This is a genomic window from Bacillus sp. NSP9.1 (assembly GCF_000465465.2).
GTDB classification, from domain to species: domain Bacteria; phylum Bacillota; class Bacilli; order Bacillales; family Bacillaceae; genus Bacillus; species Bacillus sonorensis_A.
On the sequence record NZ_CP048273.1, the window covers coordinates 4,159,376 to 4,178,224 of the forward strand.

At 45.1% G+C, this 18,849-nt stretch carries 19 protein-coding genes; 6 read left to right on the forward strand and 13 right to left on the reverse strand.

The features are described from left to right. Nucleotides 1–65 precede the first annotated feature (65 nt). A complete protein-coding gene (locus M654_RS21570) occupies nt 66–1,268 on the reverse strand; it encodes an ornithine--oxo-acid transaminase (RefSeq protein ID WP_026585869.1) in 1,203 nt (400 codons plus the stop codon). Between the two features lie 243 nt (nt 1,269–1,511). Here M654_RS21570 and M654_RS21575 point away from each other — a divergent pair, with 243 nt between their 5' ends. The 4 genes from M654_RS21575 to M654_RS21590 all read left to right on the forward strand — a co-directional run bounded on the left by M654_RS21575 (nt 1,512) and on the right by M654_RS21590 (nt 5,293). Then, on the forward strand, nt 1,512–2,921 hold the full coding sequence (locus M654_RS21575) for a sigma-54 interaction domain-containing protein (protein WP_026585868.1): 1,410 nt from the start codon (nt 1,512–1,514) through the stop codon (nt 2,919–2,921). A 113-nt stretch (nt 2,922–3,034) separates the two neighbouring features. After that, a complete protein-coding gene (gene tcyA / locus M654_RS21580) occupies nt 3,035–3,844 on the forward strand; it encodes a cystine ABC transporter substrate-binding lipoprotein TcyA (RefSeq protein ID WP_026585867.1) in 810 nt (269 codons plus the stop codon). Next, nucleotides 3,831–4,535 (forward strand): amino acid ABC transporter permease, encoded by a 705-nt coding sequence (locus tag M654_RS21585; RefSeq protein ID WP_026585866.1) that lies wholly within the window; start codon nt 3,831–3,833, stop codon nt 4,533–4,535. The genes tcyA and M654_RS21585 overlap by 14 nt, the downstream gene beginning before the upstream one ends. 14 nt (nt 4,536–4,549) lie before the next feature. Beyond that, entirely contained in the window at nt 4,550–5,293 is a 744-nt protein-coding gene (locus M654_RS21590; protein WP_026585865.1) for an amino acid ABC transporter ATP-binding protein, read from the forward strand. A gap of 79 nt (nt 5,294–5,372) precedes the next feature. On the opposite strand, the gene M654_RS21595 is transcribed toward M654_RS21590, so the two are convergent. The 10 genes from M654_RS21595 to M654_RS21635 form a co-directional block, all read right to left on the reverse strand. Continuing rightward, nucleotides 5,373–5,726, reverse strand: coding sequence for a hypothetical protein (locus M654_RS21595; RefSeq protein ID WP_152520949.1), 354 nt, complete (start codon nt 5,724–5,726; stop codon nt 5,373–5,375). A gap of 215 nt (nt 5,727–5,941) precedes the next feature. Next, a complete protein-coding gene (locus M654_RS21600; protein WP_026585863.1) occupies nt 5,942–6,583 on the reverse strand; it encodes a TetR/AcrR family transcriptional regulator in 642 nt (213 codons plus the stop codon). Nucleotides 6,584–6,847: 264 nt separating this feature from the next. Then, nucleotides 6,848–7,243: a hypothetical protein gene (locus M654_RS21605; protein WP_026585862.1), complete on the reverse strand. Its 396-nt coding sequence runs from the start codon at nt 7,241–7,243 to the stop codon at nt 6,848–6,850. A gap of 16 nt (nt 7,244–7,259) precedes the next feature. Continuing rightward, nucleotides 7,260–8,786 (reverse strand): T7SS effector LXG polymorphic toxin, encoded by a 1,527-nt coding sequence (locus tag M654_RS21610; RefSeq protein ID WP_236251168.1) that lies wholly within the window; start codon nt 8,784–8,786, stop codon nt 7,260–7,262. A gap of 215 nt (nt 8,787–9,001) precedes the next feature. Next, nucleotides 9,002–9,190: a hypothetical protein gene (locus tag M654_RS24040; protein ID WP_236251169.1), complete on the reverse strand. Its 189-nt coding sequence runs from the start codon at nt 9,188–9,190 to the stop codon at nt 9,002–9,004. 39 nt (nt 9,191–9,229) lie between these two features. Next, nucleotides 9,230–9,811 (reverse strand): hypothetical protein, encoded by a 582-nt coding sequence (locus tag M654_RS21615; RefSeq protein ID WP_236251170.1) that lies wholly within the window; start codon nt 9,809–9,811, stop codon nt 9,230–9,232. A 256-nt stretch (nt 9,812–10,067) separates the two neighbouring features. Next, nucleotides 10,068–11,777 carry a methyl-accepting chemotaxis protein gene (locus M654_RS21620; RefSeq protein WP_026585861.1) on the reverse strand — a complete coding sequence of 570 codons (1,710 nt, stop codon included), beginning with the start codon at nt 11,775–11,777 and terminating at the stop codon, nt 10,068–10,070. 17 nt (nt 11,778–11,794) lie between these two features. Continuing rightward, the gene (locus tag M654_RS21625; protein ID WP_026585860.1) at nt 11,795–13,456 is read right to left on the reverse strand and encodes a pyridoxal phosphate-dependent decarboxylase family protein; all 1,662 of its coding nucleotides are present in this window, start codon (nt 13,454–13,456) and stop codon (nt 11,795–11,797) included. Nucleotides 13,457–13,665: 209 nt separating this feature from the next. After that, entirely contained in the window at nt 13,666–13,854 is a 189-nt protein-coding gene (locus tag M654_RS21630; RefSeq protein WP_026585859.1) for a hypothetical protein, read from the reverse strand. A gap of 55 nt (nt 13,855–13,909) precedes the next feature. Next, complete coding sequence (locus M654_RS21635; RefSeq protein WP_328700225.1) at nt 13,910–14,749, reverse strand: LysR family transcriptional regulator; 840 nt, start codon at nt 14,747–14,749, stop codon at nt 13,910–13,912. Between the two features lie 143 nt (nt 14,750–14,892). Between M654_RS21635 and M654_RS21640 the strand changes: the two genes are divergently transcribed. Both M654_RS21640 and M654_RS21645 read left to right on the forward strand, forming a co-directional pair. After that, nucleotides 14,893–15,993, forward strand: a complete 1,101-nt coding sequence (locus tag M654_RS21640; RefSeq protein ID WP_026585857.1) for a Gfo/Idh/MocA family protein — start codon at nt 14,893–14,895, stop codon at nt 15,991–15,993. A gap of 192 nt (nt 15,994–16,185) precedes the next feature. Continuing rightward, complete coding sequence (locus M654_RS21645; RefSeq protein WP_026585856.1) at nt 16,186–16,848, forward strand: YczE/YyaS/YitT family protein; 663 nt, start codon at nt 16,186–16,188, stop codon at nt 16,846–16,848. 226 nt (nt 16,849–17,074) lie between these two features. Here M654_RS21645 and M654_RS21650 read toward each other — a convergent pair whose 3' ends face one another. Both M654_RS21650 and M654_RS21655 read right to left on the reverse strand, forming a co-directional pair. Continuing rightward, nucleotides 17,075–17,941, reverse strand: coding sequence for an AraC family transcriptional regulator (locus M654_RS21650; protein WP_026585855.1), 867 nt, complete (start codon nt 17,939–17,941; stop codon nt 17,075–17,077). Then, nucleotides 17,916–18,767: an alpha/beta hydrolase gene (locus M654_RS21655; RefSeq protein WP_081692814.1), complete on the reverse strand. Its 852-nt coding sequence runs from the start codon at nt 18,765–18,767 to the stop codon at nt 17,916–17,918. The genes M654_RS21650 and M654_RS21655 overlap by 26 nt, the downstream gene beginning before the upstream one ends. Nucleotides 18,768–18,849: the final 82 nt, after the last annotated feature.

Below are 18,849 nucleotides of genomic sequence, written 5' to 3' on the forward strand. Positions count from 1 at the left end.
CGACAAACTTCGCACCCCATGGCTAAAAACAGGCTGAACAATCCCTTATTGTTCAGCCGTTTTGATTATTTCGACAAAACACGGGTAATCTTTTCAATGGCCCAATCGAGGTCCTCTTTGGAGATGACCAAAGGAGGCGCAAACCGAATGACGGTCTCATGCGTTTCTTTGCACAGCAGCCCTTCTTCTTTTAAGTGTTCGCAATATGGGCGCGCAGCTTCCGTCAGCTCCACTCCGATGAAAAGTCCTCTGCCGCGCACTTCTTTAATGCTTGGATTATCGATTTGCAGCAGCTTTTCTTTAAAATATTCGCCAAGCTCTAAAGAGCGTTCAGCAAGACATTCATCTTCCAGGACGTCAAGCGCGGCGATGGAGACGGCGCATGCCAGCGGGTTTCCGCCGAAGGTCGAGCCGTGGGAGCCAGGGTTAAAGACGCCGAGTACATCGCGGTTCGCCGCGATACATGAGATTGGAAACACTCCGCCGCCGAGCGCTTTTCCTAAAATGTACATGTCCGGAACAATGCCTTCCCAATCGCAGGCGAACATCTTACCTGTGCGCCCAAGTCCGGACTGGATTTCATCAGCGATAAACAGCACATTGTTTTCTTTACAGATCTCCGCCGCCTGTTGTAAAAAGCCTTCCGGCGGAATGACGATGCCCGCCTCGCCTTGAATCGGCTCGAATAAGAAAGCGGCTGTATTCGCTGTAATCGCGTTTTTCAACGCTTCTGCATCTCCGTAAGGAATCAGCTTAATACCGGGAAGCATCGGGCCGAAGCCGCGCTTATATTCCGCTTCAGATGAAAGGGATACAGCCAGCATCGTACGGCCGTGAAAATTGCCTGCACACGCGATGATTTCCGCTTGATTGTCGGCCACGCCTTTTACATCATAAGCCCAGCGCCGCGCCGCTTTGACCGCTGACTCAACCGCTTCTGCGCCTGTATTCATCGGCAGAACCATGTCTTTTTTCGTCAATGATGCCACTTTTTCATAGAAAGGACCGAGTTGATCATTGTGAAAAGCCCTTGATGTCAACGTAATCTTATCGGCTTGATTTTTCAGCGCCTGAATAATTTTCGGATGCCTGTGCCCCTGGTTGACAGCGGAATAGGCGCTAAGCATATCCATGTACCGGTTTCCTTCAGGATCTTTCACCCATGCACCTTCCGCTTCGGAAATCACGATCGGCAGCGGATGATAGTTGTTTGCGCCGTAATGTGCCGTTTTCTTCATAATTTCTTCGGACTTTGATAAAACCGCCATTCTGATTCCTCCTTCTTGTTTGTTAGGACATACATGCCAGATGTCGTTTTTTTCTTACACCCTTTCTAACATGCAAATTTTATGCCAACATAAAAAACCGCAGTCCGCACGAATTTTCTGTTTTTCATCCGCAAATTTTTATGCACCTTTTCTCCCAAAGTGCAAAAGATGATGCAAAACCATTTTGCACCTCTCTAGTTTTCGCTTACAATTAATAAGAGACAGACAAAGGGGGAAATTGACTTGCTGACAGACAGCCAATTCATGGAGCACATTTTCAAAAAAATTAGTGATGAAATTGATATCGGCCTGCATGTTGTCGATGAAAACGGCACTTCGGTCGTGTACAACACTAAAATGACGCAAATCGAAGGCATGGATGCTCAAGATGTGCTCGGCAAAAACCTGCTGGATGTATTTACGTTTGCCAGCCATCATGACAGCACACTCGTACAGGCGCTTCAATACGGAAAAACGATCAAAAACGTCAAGCAGACATACTTCAATAACAAAGGACAGGAGATTACAACCGTCAATCATACGTTTCCGGTTATGGAAAACGGTCATATCATAGGAGCCGTCGAGATTGCTAAAGATGTGACAAAGCTTGAACGCTTGATCAGGGAAAACATGAATAAAACCGAAAATACAAAATATACGTTTGACAGCCTGATCGGCGTCAGCCCGGAGATCCTGGAAGTTGCCGAACACGCGAAACGGGCGACACGAACCTCCTCTTCCATTCTCATTGTAGGGGATACCGGAACCGGAAAAGAGCTGTTTGCTCAAAGCATCCATAACGGCAGCCAGCGTTCGACAGGTCCGTTTATCTCGCAAAACTGCGCGGCCCTTCCTGAAAGTCTTGTCGAAGGTCTTTTATTTGGAACGGCAAAAGGCGCGTTTACGGGAGCTGTCGACCGCCCCGGCCTATTTGAACAAGCCGATGGCGGGACACTCCTTCTTGATGAAATCAATTCATTGGACTTGAATTTGCAGGCGAAGCTTTTGCGGGCCATCCAGGAGAAAACCATCAGACGAATCGGTGCTGCAAAAGACACGCCGATCGATGTCAGAATTATCGCGACGATGAACGAAGATCCGATCGACGCCGTCAGCGAAAAGCGCCTGAGAAAAGACCTTTACTACAGGCTGAGCGTCGTCACGCTGTTCATCCCTCCGCTCAAAGATCGGAAGGACGATATCCTGCCGCTTGCAAAGCATTTTATTGATAAATACAATGCCTTATTTCAAATGGAAGTCAAAGGGCTTGAAGATGAAGTGCGCCAGTTTTTACTTTCCTACGATTGGCCGGGGAACGTCAGGGAGCTTGAACATTTGATAGAAGGTGCGATGAACTTGATGGCTTATGAGGAAAACATCGACCTCACGCATCTTCCCTTGCAATACAGGACAAAAACGGCGGCAAAAGAGCAGCTCCCCCACACATCTGGATTCGACGTTTTCCCGCAGCCGCCTTCCGCCTCGTCAGCTCCTTTAAAGGAACAAATCGAGAACACCGAAAAATATTATATTCAGAAAACGCTCAAAAAATGCAACTACAATGTGTCACAGGCGGCACGGACATTGGGGATCAGCAGACAAAGCCTTCAATACCGCTTAAAAAAATGGAATATCAGCCATTCCCAAGCTTGATCACTAAAAACGAATCGCTTGACTCATAATAAAAAAGCTTTATGCTTTACTTTTGGAAGGTCCTTAAGTAAAATCAAATCAATTAAATCCAATCAGAAAAGTGGGGATTAACAATGAAAAAAGCAATATTCGCTGCACTCATGACGCTGTTGATCGCCGTGGCAGCCGCTTGCGGGCAGTCGGGCGACAAGTCCGAGGATCAGAAGACAGGCGAAAATCAAAACCTTTGGTCCTCGATCAAAGATAAAGGTGTATTGACCGTTGGTACAGAAGGAACATATGAGCCTTTTACCTTCCATGATAAAAAAACGGACAAATTAACGGGTTATGACGTCGAGGTTATAAAAGAAGTCGCCAAGCGTCTCAATCTGAAAGTCGATTTTAAAGAAACGCAATGGGACAGCATGTTCGCCGGCCTCAATTCAAAGCGGTTTGACGTGGTGGCCAACCAGGTCGGCAAAAAAGGGCGTGAAGACCAATACGATTTTTCCGATTCATATACAACATCCCAAGCGGTTGTTGTCACGAAAGCGGACAATAACGAAATCAAATCTGAACAAGATGTAAAAGGAAAAACGGCGGCACAGTCGTTAACAAGCAACTACAACGATCTGGCGAAAAAGGCCGGGGCGAATATCGAAGGTGTTGAAGGAATGGCGCAATCCTTCCAGCTTATCCAGCAGGGCCGCGTCGACCTGACTTACAATGATAAACTTGCCGTACTGAACTACTTGAAGTCGTCAGGAAACAAAAACTTGAAAATCGCTTTTGAAACCGGTGATCCGCAAAAGACGTATTTCGCTTTCCGCAAAGGAAGCGGCGAACTGGCGGAGAAAGTCAACTCCGCGCTGAACGATATGAAAGAGGATGGCACACTGGGTAAAATCGCGAAGAAATGGTTTGGCGAAGATGTTTCTCAATAATATACAGGCTTTGGCCATCGGCGCAGCCATCCCGTGGGATCTTGTGCGCGAGTCATTTTGGCCGATTTTTCTAAGGGGAATCTATTATTCGATTCCCCTTGCCATTCTCTCTTTTCTTTTCGGCATGATCATCGCGCTGATCACGGCTCTGGCGAGAATGTCAAAATCGCGTATCTTAAAGGCGGTTTTCGGCATATACGTCTCAGCGATCCGGGGAACACCGCTGCTCGTTCAGCTGTTTATCATCTTTTACTTATTTCCGGCTTTCAATGTGACGATTGCTCCGTTTCCGAGCGCTGTTATCGCCTTTTCATTGAATGTCGGCGCCTATGCGTCGGAAATTATCCGCGCTTCCATCCTTTCCGTCCCAAAAGGGCAATGGGAAGCCGCCTACTCGATCGGAATGACGCAAAAAACGGCGCTTTCCAGAATCATTCTGCCGCAGGCCGTGCGGGTGTCGATTCCGCCATTATCCAATACATTTATCAGCTTAATTAAGGACACATCTCTCGCGTCGCAGATTTTGGTCGCCGAATTATTCCGCAAAGCCCAGGAAATCGGAGCGACACACCTTGACCAGATTTTAATCATTTATATCGAAGCCGCATTCATTTATTGGATTATCTGTTTTGTTCTTGCGATTGCTCAGCAGCAGATTGAACGGCGTTTAGACCGGTATGTGGCGAAATAAGGAGGAAATGGACAATGCTTGCGATTAAAGGGCTGAATAAATCCTTCGGCGAAAATGAAGTGTTAAAAAGGATCGACTTGAATATCGAAAAAGGAAAAGTGATCGCCATTTTAGGGCCTTCCGGGTCCGGAAAAACAACGCTGCTTCGCTGCCTGAATGCGCTTGAAATTCCAAACCGCGGCATCCTTTCCTTTGAAGACTTTACCATCGACTTTTCAAAGAAGCATAAGCCTGGCGATTTGCTTCGCCTCCGCAGAAAATCGGGAATGGTGTTTCAGGCCTATCACCTGTTTCCGCACCGCACCGTGCTTGAAAATGTGATGGAAGGCCCCGTAAAGGTGCAAAAACGCGCTAAAGAGGAAGTCAAAAAAGAAGCGGTACAGCTTTTGAAAAAAGTCGGCCTAGAGGACAAAATGGATCTCTATCCGTTTCAGCTGTCAGGCGGACAGCAGCAGCGCGTCGGTATCGCCCGGGCGCTGGCCATCAAGCCTGAGCTGATGCTTTTTGATGAGCCCACATCGGCCCTTGACCCGGAGCTGGTCGGCGAAGTGCTGAAGGTCATGAAAGACCTGGCGAATGAAGGCTGGACAATGGTCGTTGTCACTCACGAAATCAAATTCGCCCAGGATGTCGCAGATGAAGTCGTCTTTATCGACGGCGGCGTCATCGTCGAGCAGGGACCGCCGGAACAAATCTTTTCGGCACCGAAAGAAGAACGGACCAAACAATTTTTAAATCGAATTTTAAATCCGGTATAAACATGGCAGCCTGATCTGATCAGATCAGGCTGTCTGTTATTTTGTACGTTCAATCAAATCCAGTTCCATTTGATTCGAATTATTTTGCCAAAATAACAAAGTCCTGTGGATGGGACCGGATGAAATCACCAATTTTTATCAGACTGTCGGCAACGATCTCTTGAAATCGTTCGTATAATCGATTGATGATATGTAACAGTTCCTGATCTCTCTGTCGTTCTTTGAAGGCGTCACCTTCTGCGTGAGCATTATGCCCATTAATCTCAATGGTCTGCTTTGTATCTTCGAGCAGTTTCAGCAGATTTTGATCATTGAAATAGTTCAGGGCCCCAGTCACACCTGTCCAGTATCCCGGTGTCTGCAACAAATAAGACACCCAAGAGTAAAACTCGTTCGCGGAGTCCTTTGCATGATCATAAAAAACCCTAAACATGCACAGTGCCTGCTGACTCCTATTCAAACTAGTAATCGCTGCTGATTTTGCCGCAGCATCCTTCCCACGAATACTTAAAAGAGTAGACTCAACACATACCCACCCGAGCCTCTCGTCACTTAATGCATCAAACTCCGCTTGTGTCATCGTTACGAATGTAATAATCCACACCTCTTTTTTGATTCGCATGAATGTCAATATAAAATCAAAAAAATTTATTCCGGCTTCACGATCGCTAGAGCTGTTTCTGTAACTTCCTCTACCACAGTCATTAACCGATCCTTTACGGGTTGCTCGGTTGTTCCTTCTTTCTGAAGTTGTCCCAAGTAGTTCATACCTTGTGATATAGCCCCCCAGAATTGCATAGCCATAAGGCTCGGATTCCCTTGACGAACCGTCCCCTGTTGAATACCTTGTTTGATTACAGAAATAATGGGTTCAATAAAAGCCCTTACCCATTCAAAAGAAGAAAGCTGTTCTTCAGTATAAAATAAATGGATGTCCAGACTAATCCTCATATAAAATTGCGAAACGGCTGGTTCATTCAAAACCTGCCTGCATACTAATCGTGCATACTCACTTAACAATTCCAACGGTGGCCGATCCTGCTGAAAGTGTGACACCGTTGTCTGCTGGGTCTTGGCCATTATATCCTCATACAATTCACGGAACAAGGCTTGCTTGTTCTTAAAATAGTGATACACCAATCCACGCGCCAGGCCAGCCTGTGCCGCAATATCACCCATTTCGGTAGCTGAGTATCCTTTTTCGGCGTAAACCAAGATGGCTGCCCGTAAAATGTCCTGTTTCCGCTGTCTTCGAATTTCTTCATTCTGTTCCTTTGTACGTGGTGACAAAAAAAAACCTCTTTTCATTGACATTCATGTTAATCAAAATTATAAAAGAAAATCAACTACCTGTAAACAAAGGAAAAAGTTGTTGCAACTATCGCGGGCTCCGAAGCACAAATTTGAAATTAAAGGATCATATCCCATTGATATCCCCCTCATTTATGATTTTAAAAGTTCTGAAGGTACTATATGAGCTCCGTTTTTGCTGGGTTGCCGTGGTGTCGGAGTAAAAAAGAAAGACGCCTGTTTAGCGTCTTTTAACTTAATTAATTAGCAAAAATCTTCGTCTATTTCTTTTTTTCGTTCTAAAAATACTTTTAACGCATCGTTTTCTCGCTCCATTAAACCATCGAAATGGCTTTCATCCATCACCAACTCTTTATAACCCCACACTGCGGAAATATCATTATCCCTATCGAAATTAAAATACCATTCTAGTGGCAACTGTTTCTCCGTAACTTCAAATAATTCCGAGGGATACCAAGATGGAAAGTTGTCTTCTTCACCTTTGATTAAAAAGTGTAAAGAAGAATTCCATTCACAAATACCATAAACGCTATATTGTTCGTCTTTTTTTAAATCGAAGATGGTTTCAGGGCTGTAACCAATTTCGTAAGTTTTTTCTGATAATTCTAAGCCTGTATTCATCTTGCATTTAACTTTCATTTATTGTCACCTTCATTTATTTGAATTTAAAATCATCGAACTGGCCTGTTTTAGTGTTTTTTAAATAATGAACTTCGACGCCATTCACATTCTTAGACATTTTAACCCAGCCTTCATCTTTAGGCCAACGAGAGTCTGTCATCCCTTTTCTTAACGGTATAGGTTTGCCGGTATTAGGGTTTGAGAGCACTTCCTTCATAGCTAATTGTTCATTTAAATTATTTGGTTTTGTTCTGCCTGTAGTTCCTTTTCCTAAAGACACACTCTTATAAAGTTTATCAAGGTCTCCAGTCCCTTTAAACTTGCTCTCGATAGGGTTTTTAAGAACATCATTCGTAGTTTTAGAAGTTTTCTTCTCAACTTTTCCAACATCCTTAGCTGCTTTCGCACCTTTCTCAACCTTTGCAATTTTCTTTGCTGATTCCTCACCTTTGAATAATTTGTAACCGCGTTTTCCGTATTTAAATGCTTTTCCAAAAGGTGTGACATAAAATCCAGCTAAAAAACGATCTTTGACTGAAACGATTTCACCTGTTGCAATGTCGTACCCAAATCCGGCTCTTACTGCATCATAAACTCCTGCAAATTCCAAACCAGTCTCTAGATATTTTTCCCATTCGCTTTTTTCAACATTTTCAGGAAGGGTGTATGCGGGTTCTATCTTGACGATTATATCACCATCTATATAAGCTCGGTACACTGTGTCATTATAAACAGTATATTTCTTTTCTAGCTTTTCTAACTCCTCTTCACTATACACTTTCTTAGAAACTTTTTGTGTCGCCAATTTTTTTGTTCGGTCAGGGTCGGCGAGAGTATTCATTTCAGTGTCTTCTTTGTCTCCGACTTTTTTCAACATAACACCCATCGCTGTTTCTTGATTTCCACTCAGGGTATCCATCTCATCCGGTTTTAAAATCGATCCTTTTTGATAGCCGGTGATTTCAATTTTAGGCCCGGTATACATTTTCTCGAGCCTTGAGATGTATTTTTGCATCGTTTCAAGGTCGTTTTCAGCGGTTTTGAGGGCGTTTGTCTGCTCCCTGTCAAAGGTGTGCAGCTTTTCAATCGTCTGATTGATTTCTTTCATTGCTTTTCGATTTTGTTCATGAAAATCGTTGTCGTTCAAATCCGGCAGATCGACAATATGGCTGACTTTTGCCATCGTAGCATTTGCTTTGGATACCAAGTGTTTAGTTGTTCGGTCAGCTGCATTCAAGCCCTGTTCCAATTCGTGTTCAAGAAAGGCTTGCGAAATATATCCGTTGTGATTCGGTTCAAGGGATTCCGATGCATTTTTGATTTTTTTCAGTGCTGACTGGTATTCGTCAATAAAAGATTCATAGAACTTCAAGAAAGGGGTGTGACATTCTTCATAAAAGTTACGAATGGCATCGCCGCCTTTTCCTTTTAAAGCATCGTCAAGGGACGTGATTCCATCCACACTTTTTTTGACATTGGCAATTTCATCTGATTGTTGTTTTAATTGTTCCAGCGTTTTGTCAATTGCATGGTGCAACGCCTGAACATCCAAGGTTTTCATGGCATTCTCCTCTAATACTAATGGTTACAATCAGCATAGAGTTTACCACTTTACGGAAATGATTAGTGAATAAATCCTGTCCATCCATGAAAATGAATCTTATTGATTAGGCCTATAAACCTAAATGTTTTTGTTTTTAAGGATAAAACGATCTTGATTTTTTATAAGTTAATAGCTTAAAAGATCTAACCTATCCTTTCGAATGGGGTCATAATTTAATTTAAGAGTTGAGAATAATTTCTTTCACTGGTCACCATTTTTTCACCAGATCTTTTATAAGAGAATTTGGCTAAAGTTTCGTCTTCATCTATATAGGGTGCTTTCCAAAATACAGAAAGTTCACTAATACTTCTGTCTTCCTCAGCAAGGCGAGCAGCCAAATCTTCACTATACAGTTCAATCATCTTTTTTGTTGTTGTTGATGAATTTTTAAGATCAAATGATTAGTGAACTAATGCAATGTATTGATCTTTTTTATCATTTCCCAAGTCTTGATTGACTTCAACGTCTTCAATAGAAACGTTCTTTAAATGTTCATTGACCAAACCTTCAATTTTATTTCTGATATCGCTTGTCTCATTCTCAGAAGATGAGGCATTTAATTCTGATTGATCACTTTTAGTAATTAACCCATATTCACTTTTGACACTTAATTTATCAGCAACAAAATGAAGGAATACAGCTGCATGACTTTCTAAGCCATCCTCTCCGTCGAAATCATAATCTGTTGATGAGTCACCAATTTTTTCTTCAGATTTTGCTTTGCCCCCAACAATTTTTTTGACTTCATCATAAGTCATGCCTTCTTTTATTTTTTTATATTCTTCTGGAGTAATGGTGGCAACTGGTTCATTTTCGTACTTTAGAAAAAATTTATTAATTAGTGCTATTGAAAGTAAAGTAATAATACAAAAAAGAGCCAGTCGAAGTCCAGCTTTTCTTGTTTTACTTGGGATTAGCATTAATACACCTATTAGTGTTCCTATAATCATAAAAGCAGCAAATAATGAAATAAATAAAGCCATAATAACCCCCCATTTGTTTTAAAACGAACATTTCCTTTTAAAACAAATAAGGGGGATTTTCTATTGAACTAAGGAATGTCGGTGATACCAAATTTGGCACCAAAAAATCGATTTAATTCTAAAAACCCTTCGAAAACCCCTTGCATAATACAGTGAAATCACTGATATCTTGCGGTTTTGTGTTTTCCTTTCGTCTTTATATAGTCGAATACCAAGGTTAGAACAGCCTGACCTCCGTTGATCAGGCTGTCTTTTTTTATTCCTCTAATTTAAACTTGGACGCCTCTTGACGCAATTCTTCGGACAAAGATGACAGCTGCTGAATCGCCGAGGCGATTTCCTGCATGCCGGCGCTCTGTTGTTCAGCTGCGGCCGCCACTTCTTCCGAGCCTGCCGCCTGCTCTTCCGTTACGGCTGATATCTGCTCCATGGCGGAAGAAATGCTTTGATAAGATTCTTCCACTTTTAATAAGGATTTCAGCAATTGATCCGTTCGTTCAGCAAATTGCGATATCCCTTTAAAAATGCCGGAAAAATTCTCATATGTGCCATTCATTAAAATCTGCCCTCTATCGACCGCTTCACCGCCCTCTTGAATGCGTTCCATTACAAGACGGCTGCTTTCCTGGGTGCCCGCAACAAGCTGGGAAACGGATAAAGCGGCTTCCGCCGAGCGTTCGGACAGCTTTCTGACTTCCCCGGCGACAACGGCAAAACCTTGACCTTCCTCACCGACGCGGGCAGCTTCGATTGAAGCGTTCAGCGCCAGCAAATTCGTCTGTTCGGCAATTGAAGAAATCATTCCGATCACTTTTTCGATTTCCTCTGTATGACTCTGCATATCCTTCGCCGCATTTTTGGACTCTTCCATCACGTTTTTAATCGTTTGGGTCTGATGCAATGTTTCTTCCACAAGCTCCTGCCCCGTCTTGGAATCCTTGCTGACGCCTTCTGCAACCTCCTTCATCTCGTTGACCTTTTCCGTGACGTTTGCGATCTGCCGGTCGATTTCAGCGGCCGATGTATGGCAATCTGTCACAGATGAGACGACCTCGTTGATCCCTTCGCTCATGCTGTTCATCGACTCAGCCACCTGCTGGGCGCTTTCGCTTGATTCGGACGATACGTTTTTCAGCTGAAGGCTGGTGTTGGACACTTCTTGCGATGAGGCGGAAATCTGGCCGATCAATTGTTTCAGATTTTCATTCATCCGCTGAAATGATTCAGCCAATTTGCCTGCTTCATCACGGCTTTTGACAGAGATTTGCGCTGATAGATCACCGTCGGCGATCTTTTCTGAAGCCTTCATCAGCTGCCTGATCGGTTTTGCGATATAAGTGCCGAGGAAATAAGCCATGAGCATGCCGATCAGCATGACAAATGCCGCGATTCCGAGCGTGTACCATTTAGCTTTTGCTGCTGTAGCCGGAATGACCGAGGCGTCCAAATCAATGCCCAAAATCCCCGTCTGTTCCCCTGAGCTGTCTGTCAGCGGCAGAAAAATCGACTGATGAATGCCGTATTGATCCTCATAAACATCGCTGATCGTCTCTTTATTGTTTGCCAAAGCGTCCTTCATTTCATCTGAAAAGGCGTATGAGGTCCCGAAATCATCTGCTGTATCTGATAAAACGACAATCCGCTCCTTGCCTCCTTGATTGGAGAGGATATAAAGATTTTCCAGCTTGTTTTTCTTTTTCAGCTGATTCACCGCATGTTTCGTCTCCTTGTAAAGCGGGCTGTCAGTTGAATCGATATCAAGCACATTTCCATCGATACGGCTGATTTGGTTTTCGGCAAGGTGAATATCGGTATACAGACGGTTTTGAAACTGCTCTTTTAGCTGTTCTGACAAATCGTTGCTAATGACCGTAAAAACTGCGGAAAAACTTGCAATCGTAATAATCAGCACCAGCGCGACGCCGATCATGATTTTGGCTGAAATGTGTTCCATTAGTTTTTTCATCGTTATATCCCCTTTTGTTAATACGCCGCGAGGGAGCCATACTCCCGGCAGACTTCCGCAACATTTTCTTTTAAGTAATCAATAATTTCCGGAACATGCTCAAGTTTTGTATAAGGAGAAATGACGAAAAACTTGCTGACTGAAAGGGGAACCTCAAGCCCTTCCCGGGTTCCCACCAGCAAATGTTTTTTCGTGTCGCCAAAAAACATTTTCTCCCGCTTTGCTCCGAGCTTTTCAAATAGTTTTTCATTCAGTGCATTGTTTCTTTTCAGCTCTTCTACGGTGCACTCTCCAGCAATCTCTTCGGCACGTCTCGGGGCGCCTTCCGGATAAATCCGGAACAGTGTCGACATGCCGCAGTTGTCCGGATTCATGATCTCCGCCTCCGGAATGCGGCGTGCGAGCTGTTCGCGAAAATGGAGGTTGACCTCAAGAAACTGGCCGATCAGTTTTTGATAGCCTTCAATTCCAAACGCCATCAGCGCGCTGTACATGCTGATCGAGCTCGCCATCCGCGAACATTCCAGCGTATATCCCGTATGATAGTCACCGTAGCCGCGGTGGCCGACATACGGCGTCTCATCCGGGTCAAGATCGACCCGCTTCAAATCAGCGGCGTCCTTCACGAGAAACAGACTGGTCACATAAGGTGTCTGTCCGAGCTTCTGAAAGTCAAAGCACAGTGAGTCGGCTGCATGCAAATGCCGCATTTTCCTTTGAATCGCTTTGATCATCCTGATGACGCCGGGGCTGAAAGATAAAGCGTTCTCACCAAGATCGTACTCGTTAAAAAACGCAAAAAATCCGCCCAAAGCTGAATCTGCGTGAATATGGGGAACCTGCATTCCGAATTCCCCGGCCGTTTCCTCAGCGGCAAGCCGGACCGCGCTGACATCATCAATCCCGATCGCATCCGTCGTCCCCGTTGTGGCCACGATATAAACAGGAACACCTCCGTTTTCATAAACCTGCCTCAGTTTTTGCCGCAAATCTTCCGTATCCATCGAATGATCGGGATGGGTTTTGACTTTGATGAGATGATCGCTGCCAAGCCCGGCTGCTTCCATTGATTTGTACAAGCTGTAATGGGCCGCTTCAGAACAGAAAGCATAGAAGTTTGCGGGCACGCCCTCTTTAAGGGAAGAAGGTGCCATTTTGGCAATCGCGATCCGCAGGCCGCTGTAGACAGCCCCCTGTCCTCCCCAGGTTGTGTAGCCCCCGCTTTTTTCGGCATCATAACCGGCAAGCTTTGACATCATCGCGGTGACCTTCACTTCCGCCTCGGCTCCGGCAGGGCCGTACACATCCCACAGATTGTTGCCGTTGACCATAAAGGCCGCAAGCATGCCTAAAATCCCCGGAATGCTCGCCATCGGCAAAATGTTTGTAAAAAAGTATTTTGAGTGGTAAGGATGTCCATGCAAAAGCTTTAACAGGTCTTCGTTGACTTCTTTCATCGGCATGCCCGAATCCGGAATCCGACTTTCAGAAACAAGTGTTTCATAAAACAGGCCATCGCGGTTCTTTTCACCTTTAAGGTTGACTTGTTCGGGGTTTTTCAGCTTGTCCACCCCATGAATGAGCTGTTCGATCAAATTGAGGAATTCATGTCTTTTCGCTTCATTTCCGTCTTCGCTCGGAAACCATTTCTGTACATCCGCTGTACTCGGTTGCTGCATGTTTCTCTCTCTCCTGCCTTGTCTTTTTATATTTCAAAAAAACATCACACACGCGATATCGGTCAATATATCCCAATTCTTTAGAAATTTACGCCAATGTTCATGAAATTGTTTTATCTTTTACTTTTCTTTTCAATAAAAAAACTTCTTAACATCATTTTGTTAAGAAGTTTACAACGAGATACAGGACCATTGATCCATCATTAAATTCAATTCTTTTTCGTTCCCTTTTTTAAGGCTTTTATTTCAATTTTCAGGACAAGATACAGACAAACAACAAGAGCGATGATGAAAGCGATCCAAAGAGGGACAAGCAGAAAAGGCGCATATGCTGACACCACCATCAACAGGATGGCGGCTAATAAAAACAGACTGATGAACCTTAATATGATCAGCAACTGAATCATCCTTTTTTTACTCATTATATCACAACATTTTACATTTATGGTGTTCTCATTCCTCTGCAAGGGTATGACTCAGCTCTGTGAACTGTTTTTCTATCGGTGTCAGCTTATGATTTAATCGGGTGATCATATACATATCGATATACCGGTGCATCGGGGGCACCTCTAAAAACCGTGTGATCTTGAAGCGTTTGGCGACTCGTTTGGAGACGAGGGAAATCCCCATGCCGATAGAGGCAAGCTGTACAAGCGTCTGCATATCGCCGAGCTCGATCAATTCTCCATGCCTGATATTTCTTTCTGCAAAAAGGCTTTCCAGGATGGAGAGATATAGACACTTATCTGAAAGCACAAGCAGGTTTTTCCCCTCTAAATAGTCTTCCAAGCATGTGCTGTCATCGATGCCTCCTCCGATCACGATCATTTCTTCAACACCGGATTTTTGATAGTGGATATTCTTGTTTTCCATCGATCCGATGGTGTAAGCCACATCAATATGTCCAAGCAGAAGCTGCTCCTCAATATATTCTGTATTGCCCGTTTTTAATGTCACCGATAAGTTCGGATACATGTGATAAAGACGGCTTAAAGAGCTTGCCAGCCGCGTTCCGCCGACAGACATCATCGTGCCGATTCGGAGTTTTTGTTCCTGCGTTTTCATCTTGCTTTCGGTTTCTTCCCACAGGAGGAGCATTTTTTTAAACTGATCGTAGAGCACTTTTCCCTCTTTTGTCAGCTGAACCCCTTTTGAGCTTCTGATAAACAATTCCTGCTGGTAATGGGCTTCTATTTTTTTAATTTTTGCCGTCATATTTGATTGGAGATGATTCAGCTTTGCGGCGGCGGCCGAAATGCTTTGCAGCTCAGCGGCCGACAAGAATGCCTTCATATTTTCAATGTCCAGCGGTTTACGCCTCCTTATCAGAAAAAATGATAGCAGCATCATTTATTAACATTTTTCATGATGACCATCCCTCATTATACTTGAATTAGCTCAAAACTTGCCACATATCGGCGTAGGAGGGATCATTCATGAAACATCGCACAATCAACACGGGCATCATCGGAGGCTCGATGAATAACCAATGGGCCAGCCGCACCCACATTCCGGTTCTAAAGGACAGCCCGCATTTTCGCATCACCGCAATCGGAACGTCCAACATCGACACCGCAAACAAGAGCGCGGCCGCCATCAACGCACCACTTGCCTTTACAGTTCACCGGGCATTGGCGGCTGCAAAAGAGGTCGATCTAGTCGTCGTCAGTGTCAAGGTTCCTTTTCATTATGAAGCTGCAATCGCAGCCATCGCGGCGCATAAACACATCTACTGCGAATGGCCGCTCGGTGTCAGCACCCAACAAGCCAAAGAATTGGCGGATTCGGCTGAACAAGCAAACATCCATCATGCCGTCGGATTGCAGGCGAGACAATCTCCGGAAATCAAGTACATGAAGCAGGCGATCAAAAAGGGCGAAATCGGCAGGGTGCTCTCCAGCACAATGCGTGTCGCCACACAAGGAAAAGGCGGAACAGCCGACCTGAAAAACAGCTACCTTCTAGAAAAAAAAAATGGCGCAGACCTTTTAGCGATCAACGGCGGACATTCACTTGATGCGCTTTGCTACATCCTGGGTGACTTTAAGGAACTGTCATCCATCATGAATATGAATTATGCAGAAGCCGTTCTCCAGGAAACCGGTGAAAAAACCCGAAAAAACACCGCTGACCAAATCGTGATAAACGGGACACTCACAAACGGCGCATCAGCTTCCATTCATATTGAAGGCGGGGTTTTACCGGCATTTCGTTTAGAAATCCAAGGGGAAAAAGGCGCTTTTCGCCTGACACAGGAGCGTTCCTTAGGACACGTCCAGTTCGGCCGTCTCAAACTTGAAAAAGCGGAGCACATCGGCGGCGCTGAGGATATCCATTGGAAAGAAATCAGCCGCTCATCGGAAAAAGACATGAATCCCGCAGGTTATGTCGACAGAGCGTATCATGTTTTGGCAAAAGATATTTTGGCCAATACATGGGACATTCCCGACTTTCACGATGCTGTGAAGCTGCATGAGCTGTTGGATGCAGTACGCAAGTCGGCCGAGACGGGCAAAAAGGTGATACTCCACCATTAGGGACAGACCGCAGGGCTGTTCCTCCCCTTCTGAAAGGAAATGATTGGATCCATCCCAAATCCGCTCTCATCAATGTGTTCAAGCATCTAAGAATGCTTGCCTGCCGGCAGCGAGGGCATAATTCCTATTCTGCTGACGAGCGGATTGTGTTACAATGACATTCGATTGTTTTTTTGGAAAGAGGGGAATCCATTGAAGCGGGAACTTGTTCTGCGCTGGCTTTTTTATTTTGTCGGATTGCTTGTTTTGTCTTTTGGGGTTTCTCTTACGATTGAAGGAAAGGTGCTCGGCATCGGTCCGTGGGATGCATTCCATTACGGCCTGTTCATGCTGCTTGGGCTTTCTGTCGGCCAATGGGCGATCATTGTCGGAGCCGTCATCGTAGGCTTAACATCATTGTTTACGAAGGCATGGCCGAAAATCGGCGCCGTATTAAACATGTTGTTAATCGGTATTTTTATAGATTTTTTTAATTATATTCTGCCCGATCCGGAGACGCTCTTGTCTGCCACTGTCGTATTCTTTCTGGGCGTCATTTTTATCGGGTACGGGGTTGGCATTTATGTATCGGCAGATCTCGGGGCCGGCCCCCGCGACTCCCTGATGCTTTTGATCTCGGAGAAAACGGGCTGGAATGTTCAATGGGTCCGCAACGGAATGGAACTGACGATTTTGTTCATCGGCTGGCTGCTCGGCGGACCGATCGGAATCGGAACCGTCCTGACCGCCATCATGACAGGCTTGATTTTGCGCTTTTCCCTGCCGCAGTCCAAACAGCTGCTTTCCTTTACAATGGCTGGACGGCGGCCGAAAACAGCCCGGCCTGTACATGTGTCATTGAAGAAAAACGGATGAGAAAAGCAGGCCCGCGCGTCCTGCTTTTCTTATTTTCATTACAATTTTAGAGTTGTCTTTCGATCTCGCATTCTTCCAGACTTTTCATCCTTTTTTAAATGGTAAAGGTCAATATCAATAGATGAATCGTCATGCCTCAAGTCCTCTTAAGTTTGCCTAATATCTATGGAAACCGCTCCTATCTTGTCCCTAGCATGGGTGGTGAATGCTCAGGCGTTTCACTCGATTACGCTTTTTTCACAACCGGTATCCAAATCTCAGTCACATGATCAGCCGATGTGACATCGCCGTCTTCAGGATATGATTCAAACTGCGGAGCATGGGCCAGCTCATAGCCTGTCGCCGGGAACCATTCCGAGAAAATCCGCTCCCACGTTTGGTTTACGGCTTCATCGACGGGGCCTGCGGCCTCAAACACAGCCCAGGTCGCGGCGGGAATGTCTTTGACGATACAGCCTTTGGGAAGGTCATCGGTTGTTTTTTCGACCCCTATAACATAGTTGAACGTTTCAGCTTGGTCGTTGAAATCCATGCAGACGCCGAGAAAGCCGAGTGGTCCGGCGTATGGCTGTAAAGAATCGGTGAACCCGTTTTGATTTAATTCATCCCAAAAAGCCGGAATCAGCGTTTGGTTTTGACCATCCTTCACCGTGACTTCCAACACTTTGCCGATCACTTGAAACGATTCTTTATCAACAATTTTGTAATTCATGTCCTCTGCTCCTTTGATTTGGATTTGAAAGGAAAGACGGGGAAACGCCCGAAGCGTCCGGCCTTCTTCACGCGCCTGGGACGGGCTCATTCCGTGCAGCCTGCTGAATGCTTTTGAAAATGATTCCGGTGTATTGTAGCCATACTTGAGGGCCGCATCAATGACTTTTACATCTGAGGCGGCCAGTTCCTGGGCGGCGACCGTCAGTCTGCGGTTGCGAATGTATTCGGCAAGGGTGACGCCTGTCAGCATGTAAAACATGCGTTGAAAATGAAATTTTGAGCAGTAGGCGATCTTGGCGATATCCTCATGCCGCAGCTCTTGATCGAGGTGCTCCTCAATATAGTCAATGCTTTCAGCCAAACGATTCAGGATTTCCATTGTTTTTCTCCTTCCGTTTTTTCATCATAACAGCCCTGTTTGAGAGGCTCCTGTCATTCTGTGCGTTGTTCTGACAGGAGCCAAACAGCCATTTGACCGCTTCCGGGAACCGATCAGCAAACCTTTCAAGCCGGTGAGCCCCGCCTTCATCGAGAACAAATGTAAGGTCTTTCCGAAAAGCCGCGCTTTCTTGCAAAATGCGGTAAGCCTCCTTAGTTCTCGGTATCATTTCTTTCTGGAGATTGCTGCGGTCTGTCCCTTCCGTGCTCCCGACATCCATATAGATGCGCAGATTCGCATTTTTGAAGTGTTGACTCCTCATCCATTCGATCATTCCCGGAAACCAGAAGGAACCTGACAAAGAACCGATCTTCCCGAAGGTTTCCGATGCGCGGTATCCGGTGTAGATCGAGATCAGTCCGCCGAATGACTTTCCGATGATCCCCGTGCTTTCACGGCTTGGGTCTGTCTGATAGTGCCGATCGATATACGGCTTTAACTCATTTGCCAAAAAATCGGCATACAAAGCGCCCTGTCCGCCGTACATGTGGTCAGGCTTGATCAAATGCGGTGCGGAAAACGGCGTGTATTCGCTTTCTCTGTCTTCTGAAGCAACACCGATCAGCAGCAATTCCGGAATGTCGCGATTTGAAAACAGCTTTTCGATGGCTGATAGGCTGCTCGTGTATGCCGGATCGAAAACATCTCCCCGGTCCTGCACATATAGGGCGGGATACCGTTTGGTTCCATTTCGGTATGAAGGAGGCAGATAGATGAAAAGATCCCTGCCGGAAAAGGTATCTTTTATTAAAGTTCCGTTGATCATATGTATTTCGCTCCATTCTTTTCTGTCTTTCCAGCCGCCTGTTTGCTAAAATCAAAGATAAGAAAAAATCACGTGAAGAGGT

Bases quoted from the DNA above. Each gene is read 5' to 3' on its own strand.
- M654_RS21570 (WP_026585869.1), bottom strand. From the start codon at position 1,268: ATGGCGGTTTTATCAAAGTCCGAAGAAATTATGAAGAAAACGGCACAT.
- tcyA (WP_026585867.1), top strand. From the start codon at position 3,035: ATGAAAAAAGCAATATTCGCTGCACTCATGACGCTGTTGATCGCCGTG.
- M654_RS21585 (WP_026585866.1), top strand. From the start codon at position 3,831: ATGTTTCTCAATAATATACAGGCTTTGGCCATCGGCGCAGCCATCCCG.
- M654_RS21590 (WP_026585865.1), top strand. From the start codon at position 4,550: ATGCTTGCGATTAAAGGGCTGAATAAATCCTTCGGCGAAAATGAAGTG.
- M654_RS21595 (WP_152520949.1), bottom strand. From the start codon at position 5,726: ATGTTTAGGGTTTTTTATGATCATGCAAAGGACTCCGCGAACGAGTTT.
- M654_RS21605 (WP_026585862.1), bottom strand. From the start codon at position 7,243: ATGAAAGTTAAATGCAAGATGAATACAGGCTTAGAATTATCAGAAAAA.
- M654_RS21610 (WP_236251168.1), bottom strand. From the start codon at position 8,786: ATGAAAACCTTGGATGTTCAGGCGTTGCACCATGCAATTGACAAAACG.
- M654_RS24040 (WP_236251169.1), bottom strand. From the start codon at position 9,190: ATGATTGAACTGTATAGTGAAGATTTGGCTGCTCGCCTTGCTGAGGAA.
- M654_RS21615 (WP_236251170.1), bottom strand. From the start codon at position 9,811: ATGGCTTTATTTATTTCATTATTTGCTGCTTTTATGATTATAGGAACA.
- M654_RS21620 (WP_026585861.1), bottom strand. From the start codon at position 11,777: ATGAAAAAACTAATGGAACACATTTCAGCCAAAATCATGATCGGCGTC.
- M654_RS21625 (WP_026585860.1), bottom strand. From the start codon at position 13,456: ATGCAGCAACCGAGTACAGCGGATGTACAGAAATGGTTTCCGAGCGAA.
- M654_RS21635 (WP_328700225.1), bottom strand. From the start codon at position 14,749: ATGAAGGCATTCTTGTCGGCCGCTGAGCTGCAAAGCATTTCGGCCGCC.
- M654_RS21640 (WP_026585857.1), top strand. From the start codon at position 14,893: ATGAAACATCGCACAATCAACACGGGCATCATCGGAGGCTCGATGAAT.
- M654_RS21650 (WP_026585855.1), bottom strand. From the start codon at position 17,941: ATGGAAATCCTGAATCGTTTGGCTGAAAGCATTGACTATATTGAGGAG.
- M654_RS21655 (WP_081692814.1), bottom strand. From the start codon at position 18,767: ATGATCAACGGAACTTTAATAAAAGATACCTTTTCCGGCAGGGATCTT.